Genomic DNA, 6,301 nt, shown 5'->3' on the forward strand with positions numbered 1-6,301 from the left:
GCAACAGGGGACGAGCAAGGAGCAGCGCCGGGATGGCCACCGCACTCGAATGCCGTGAGGCACTGACCACCTTCAGCGAGAACCTCGGCAAGGCCACCGGCAACGCCAAGGCCGCCGCCCAGCTCGACCGGTCCCTGAGCTGCTGGATCTCCGACCTGGACCTGACGTTCAGCGGGCAGCTGCGCGGCGGCCGGATCCAGGACCTCGTCGAGGCTCCGGGCAAGCCCCCCGCCAAGGCGCAGATCCGGCTGGCCATGAAGGGCGACGACCTGGTCTCCCTGGTGGCAGGTCAGTTGAACTTCGCCAAGGCGTGGGGTTCGGGTCGGCTCAAGCTGGAGGCGAGCATCCTCGACCTGCTCAAGCTGCGCTCCCTGCTCTGACCCGGCGGACGCCGAAGTCGGCAGCGACTCAGAGCCCGAGCTCGGCCAGCGCCTTCCGCCATTCCGGCACCGGACGGCCCGCGTCCGCCGCCGCCCAGGTGGCCGCGCAGAGGGCGCGCAGGCCCGCGTAGGGGTCGGTGCCGCGCTCGTCGCCGAAGCCCAGCCGTGCGGCCCCGTGCGCGTCCTCGCGCGGGGCAACCGTCCAGCCACCGCACTCGTACGCGCCGTCACCCGGCGAGGAGACCTCGGCCGGGACCGCGAGCAGCCCCCGCAGGTCCGCCGCCAGATAGGTCGGGCGGTACTTCGGCTCCGCCTCGGGCAGTTGCTCCGGCCGGGTCACGCCGGTGAAGACCAGCAGGCTGTCGACACCGCCGTTGAACGCGCCCTCGATGTCCGTGTCCAGCCGGTCGCCCACGACGAGCGGACGCTTCGCGCCGGTCCGGATGACGGTCTCCCGATGCATCGGCGGCAGCGGCTTGCCTGCGACCTCCGGATCCACGCCGACCGCCGCGCGCACCGCCGCCACCAGCGTGCCGTTGCCGGGCGCCGTGCCGCGTGCCGTGGGGATGGTCAGGTCCGTGTTCGACGCCACCCACGGCAGGCCGCGCTGGACCGCGTAGGCGGCCTCGGCGAGCTGCGGCCAGCCCACCGTCGGGTCGTAGCCCTGGACCACCGCCGCGGGGTTCTCCTCCAGCGAGGTGACCGGCACCAGCCCGCGCTCGCGCAACGCCGCGCGCAGCCCTTCGCCGCCGACAACCAGCACCGCGGCACCCACCGGAACCATCGAAGCGACCAACCGCGCAGCCGCCTGCGCCGAGGTGATCACGTCTCCCGGTTCGGCCGGGACGCCCAGCTCGGTCAGATGCGCGGCGACCGCCTCCGGCGTGCGCGAGGCGTTGTTGGTGACGTACGCGAGGTGCATGCCCGCCGCGCGGGCCGCGTCCAGCGACTCCACGGCGTGCGGGACTGCGGCCGGTCCCGCGTAGACGACCCCGTCCAGGTCCAACAGCGCGGTGTCGTACGCCTCGTGGAGGGCCGACGTTCGAGTCTGGTGCTCGGCGGACATCGCGGGAGTCTCCCTGGGGTTCGGGATCGGGTCTTCGGGACTTGGGGACTTGGGGTCTTCGGGTCAGTGTTCGGGATCAGTGTTCGGGATCGACGCTGGGCCCGTGCCCGGGCTCGGCGTCGGGTTGCCGTGCACCTCCGACCGTACCGAAGCCACCGGCCCGCGCCTTCAGTGTGGCCCGGGTCTGGCGCAGCGCGGCCCGGTAGTGCTTGGCCTGCGGACGCATCGCCACGGCCAGCGCGAGGTGCTCGGCCGAGCTCTCGAAGTCGCCCAGCCGCGCCGCCGCCAGACCCCACCCGAACTGGGCGTAGTCGTCGGACGGGTCCGCCAGGGCCACCGCACGGAAGTTCTCCAGCGCCGCCTGGTAGGCACGCGCCTCGAACTGGGCCCGGGCCAGCGCCTCCCGGATCGCCCGGGACCCGGGCTCCGCCTCCAGCGCATGGCTGAGCAGTTGCACCGCCGCTCCCGCGTTGCCCTGCGCCAGCATGGCGCTCCCCCGCCGGAACCAGTCGTAGACCTCGCCGCCCGGCCGCCTGTCGTTGTTCATGCCGCCCCGTCCTCCCGTCTCCCGTCGCACCGCAGAACCAACCGCAGAACCAACTCGCGATCACCAACCCCGCACATCCGATTAACATGCCCAGAGTGAGAGCTGTCAGTGCCGACGACCCGAGTGAGTCCCGTTACGGCGACGCCGGACGGGTGGCCGCCTGCGGCCTGTCCCTCGCGCCCTTCCGGGGATTGCGCTACGACCCGACGAAAGTCAGCTCCCTTGCCGCGGTCACCTCCCCGCCCTACGACGTCGTCGACCCCGACGACCGGGTGCGGCTGGAGGACTGCGACCCGCACAACGTGGTCCGGCTGATCCTCCCCCGCCCCGAGCCCACGGCGGAGGACGGCTACCGTCACGCCGCGCGGCTGCTCGGCGACTGGCAGCGCGGCGGCATCCTCACCCCCGACCCCGAGCCCGCGCTCTACGTCTACGAGCAGTACACCGACGCCGAGGACGGCGGCCTGCTGCAACGCGGACTGATCGGCGCGCTGGCCGTCAGCGAGCCCAAGGCGGGCATAGTGCTGCCGCACGAGGACGTCATGCCGCGCCCCGTCGCCGACCGGGTCGGCCTGATGCGCACCACCAAGGCCAATCTGGAGCCGCTGCTGCTCACCTACCGCGGCGACGGTCGCGCGGCGGGCGTGGTGGAGCGGGCGGCGGCCCGCGAGCCGCTCATCGAGACCGTCACCAGCGACGGCACCCGGCACCGCCTCTGGGCGCTCACCGACCGGGCCGAGCTGGCCGCCGTCGCGGCCGACCTGGCGACCTGCCGAGCGCTGATCGCCGACGGCCACCACCGCTGGGCGATGTACCTGCGACTCCAGCGGGAGCACCGTCACCTCGCCCGCAGCCCCTGGGACCGGGGCATGGTGCTGCTGGTCGACACGGCCGAGTACCCGCTGCGGGTCCGCGCCATCCACCGCGTGCTGCAGCGACTGCCGTTGCGCAAGGCCCTGGCCCGGCTGCGGGCGGTCGGCGACGACGCCTGGACGCTGGTCGACCTCGGCGACGCGCGCGAACCGGCGCTGAAGGCGCTGGCCGAGGCGGCGCGCAGCGGCGCAACGGGCGCGCGGGGCGCCGGCGGCGCGTTCCTGCTGACCGGCGACGGCCGTCACCATCTGCTCACCGGCCCCGACGAGGCCACCCTGAACGCTGCGGTCCCGCGCAGCCTCCCGGAGGAGTACCGGCGCCTGGACGCGACCGTGCTCCACTCGGTGCTGCTGGAGCGCGTCTGGCAGGTGCCGGACGACCCCGAGCACATCGCCTACCTCCACGACACCGACGCCGCCGTCCGCGAGGCCGCCCGGCTCGGCGGCACGGCGGTGCTGCTGCACCCGGTCGAGGAGGGCGTCGTGCGCCGGCTCGCGGAGCAGGGCGTCACCATGCCGCGCAAGTCCACGTCGTTCGGCCCCAAGCCGGCCACGGGCCTGGTGCTGCGCAGCCTCCCGCTGGGCTGACCGGGCGTCAGTCACGGTGCCGACTCGGTGACGCCCCGATGACACGGGCGGTGACCCCGGAAGTGACCCCGACGTGACTAGGGTGGAAAGCAAAAAGGGCCTGACCGGAGCTCCTCCGGTCAGGCCCTTCTGCTGACGCTCCTACTGACGAACGGTCAGCTGCAGCCGCCGGTCAACGGCGGTCGTAGCCCTCTTCCTCGTCCTCGTCGTCATCGTCCTCGTAGTAGTCCTCGCCGGACCCCTCCGCGAACATGCCCTCGCCCTCGGCGGCGACCTCGTCGGCGTCGACCGCGTTGCCGATCTCGAAGATCTCGGTCTTCCCCGCGTCGCCCTCGGCCTCGGCCGCGTCCGCAGCCTCCGCGTCCGACGGGCCCAGGTCGCCGGTGATGTCGTCCGCGTCCGCGTCGTCGTCGGCACGGTCGGCCGCCTCGTCGGCGTCCTCCACCAGCGCGTCCGCGAGGGCCGCGTCGTCCCCGGCCTCGTCCTCGAGCGCGTCGATGAACTCGATGCCGTCCATCTTGGCCAGACGCTCGGCGGCGTCGGTGATGCCGCTCTGGTCCGCCTCCACCGCCTTGGCGAACCACTCGCGGGCCTCCGCCTCGCGGCCGACGGCCAGCAGCGCGTCCGCGTAGGCGTAGCGCAGGCGGGGGGTCCACGGCTGCACCGAGTTCGACGCCAGCTCGGGCGACTCCAGAGTCACCACGGCGGCCTCGTGCTGACCCATGTCCGCCCGGGCACCGGCCGCGACCAGGCGCATCTCGACCTGACCGGCCTTGTCCAGCTGCTTGACCTCGGGCGCACCGGCCATCTCCAGCGCACGCTCCGGACGGCCGAGACCACGCTCGCAGTCCGCCATCACCGGCCACAGGTCGGCCGAACCGGTCATCCGACGCGAGGCACGGAACTCGGTCAGCGCCTCCGAGTAACGCTCGGTCACGTAGGACGCGAACCCGGCCGCCTCACGGACGGCGGCAACGCGCGACGCGAGACGCAGCGCCACCCGGGAGTAGGCGTAGGCCTGCTCCGGCTCGGAGTCGAGCAGGCGGGCGACCATCACCAGGTTCTTGGCGACGTCGTCGGCCAGCGTCTTGGGGAGGCTCATCAGCTCCTGGCGGACATCGGCGTCGATCTCCTGGCCGGTGACGTCCTCGTCGATCGGCATCCGACGCGTCGGCTCGCCCCGCTCCCCGCCCCGGTCGTCACGACGGGGGCCACGGTCGCCGTAGGAACCCCGGTCCCGGTCACCGTAGGAACGACGCTCGCCGCCACCGTACGACGGACGGTCGCCCCTGTCGCCCCGGTCGTCGCGACGCGGGCCACGGTCACCGTAGGACCCACGGTCGCGGTCACCATACGAAGGACGGGGACGGTCGCCGTAGGACGGGCGGTCGCCGCGGTCGTCACGACGGGGGCCACGGTCGCGGTCACCGGACGAAGGACGGTCACCGTAGGACGGACGGGGACGGTCACCGTACGAGGGACGGTCACCGCGGTCGTCACGACGGGGACCACGGTCACGGTCGCCACCGAACGAACGACGCTCGCCACCGCCGTAGGACGGGCGGTCGCCCCGGTCGTCACGACGCGGGCCACGGTCGCGGTCACCGGACGAAGGACGGTCACCGTAGGACGGACGGGGACGGTCGCCATAGGAACGACGCTCGCCGCCACCGCCGTAGGACGGACGCTCGCCACGGTCGTCACGACGGGGGCCGCGGTCGCGGTCACCGTACGAGGGACGGTCGCCACGGTCATCCCGGCGCGGACCACGATCCCGGTCGCGGTCACCGTACGACGGGCGCGGACGGTCCCCGTACGACGGACGGTCGCCCCGGTCGCCACGGTCGTCGCGACGCGGGCCACGGTCGCCGTAGGACGGACGGTCGCCACGGTCGTCACGACGCGGGCCACGGTCGCGGTCGCCGGACGAAGGACGGTCACCGTAGGACGGACGCGGACGGTCGCCATAGGACGGGCGGTCGCCACGGTCGTCACGACGGGGACCGCGGTCACGGTCGCCACCGAACGAACGACGCTCGCCACCGCCGTAGGAGGGACGCTCGCCACGGTCGTCACGGCGCGGGCCACGGTCGCGGTCACCGGACGAAGGACGGTCACCGTAGGACGGACGCGGACGGTCGCCGTAGGAGGGACGGTCACCGCGGTCGTCACGACGGGGACCGCGATCGCGGTCGCCACCGAACGAACGACGCTCGCCACCGCCGTAGGACGGACGCTCGCCACGGTCGTCACGGCGCGGGCCACGGTCGCGGTCGCCGGACGAAGGACGGTCACCGTAGGACGGACGCGGACGGTCCCCGTAGGACGGGCGGTCACCGCGGTCGTCACGACGGGGACCGCGGTCACGGTCCCCGTAGGAGGGACGACCGCCACGGTCGTCACGGCCGCCGCGGTCGTCACGGTCCCGGCCGGAACTGCCGCCCGGGCGGTCGTCGCGGCTGTAGCCCGGACGGTCGTCCCGACGGAAGCCACCACCCCGGGAGTCGCGCCGGCCCGCGCCGCCTGCGCCCTGCGGTCCATCGCCCGACCGGCGCTCCGGTCGTCCGTTGGGGGGGTATGCCATTGGGGTGACTCCTGTCTGGACTTCTCTGCTTCTCTACGGCACGCGCCCGATGCTCGGCCGGGCGACCCACGCCGTCACTCATTCTCCCGCACTCGGCAGGCAGCCGCTCACGGGAGCATCAAACGCAAAAAAAGCCGAGGCCCCAGCACTTCACTGGGGCCTCGGCTCTGAAAGATTGTTCGGCGGCGTCCTACTCTCCCACAGGGTCCCCCCTGCAGTACCATCGGCGCTGTGAGGCTTAGCTTCCGGGTTCGGAATGTAACC

4 protein-coding genes, 1 rRNA gene and 1 pseudogene are annotated in these 6,301 nt (G+C 73.2%); 2 read left to right on the forward strand and 4 right to left on the reverse strand.

Going from position 1 to position 6,301, the window contains the following annotated elements:
- Positions 1-32 precede the first annotated feature (32 nt).
- Positions 33-380, forward strand: a complete 348-nt coding sequence (locus ABH940_RS33625; protein ID WP_370107005.1) for an SCP2 sterol-binding domain-containing protein — start codon at positions 33-35, stop codon at positions 378-380.
- Positions 381-408: 28 nt separating this feature from the next.
- On the opposite strand, the gene ABH940_RS33630 is transcribed toward ABH940_RS33625, so the two are convergent.
- Positions 409-1,446 (reverse strand): HAD-IIA family hydrolase, encoded by a 1,038-nt coding sequence (locus ABH940_RS33630; protein ID WP_370064992.1) that lies wholly within the window; start codon positions 1,444-1,446, stop codon positions 409-411.
- Positions 1,447-1,522: 76 nt separating this feature from the next.
- On the reverse strand, positions 1,523-1,993 hold the full coding sequence (locus ABH940_RS33635) for a tetratricopeptide repeat protein (protein WP_370107006.1): 471 nt from the start codon (positions 1,991-1,993) through the stop codon (positions 1,523-1,525).
- Positions 1,994-2,079: 86 nt separating this feature from the next.
- On the opposite strand from ABH940_RS33635, the gene ABH940_RS33640 reads away from it, so the two are divergent.
- Positions 2,080-3,453: a DUF1015 family protein gene (locus ABH940_RS33640; RefSeq protein ID WP_370107007.1), complete on the forward strand. Its 1,374-nt coding sequence runs from the start codon at positions 2,080-2,082 to the stop codon at positions 3,451-3,453.
- 319 nt (positions 3,454-3,772) lie between these two features.
- Here the strand turns inward: ABH940_RS33640 and ABH940_RS33645 are convergent.
- Positions 3,773-4,615, reverse strand: a pseudogene (locus ABH940_RS33645) (hypothetical protein); the annotation flags it as partial.
- A 1,599-nt stretch (positions 4,616-6,214) separates the two neighbouring features.
- Positions 6,215-6,301 (reverse strand): 5S ribosomal RNA (gene rrf / locus ABH940_RS33650); the annotation flags it as partial.

The organism is Streptacidiphilus sp. BW17 (genome assembly GCF_041262485.1).
Taxonomy (GTDB): Bacteria; Actinomycetota; Actinomycetes; order Streptomycetales; family Streptomycetaceae; genus Streptacidiphilus.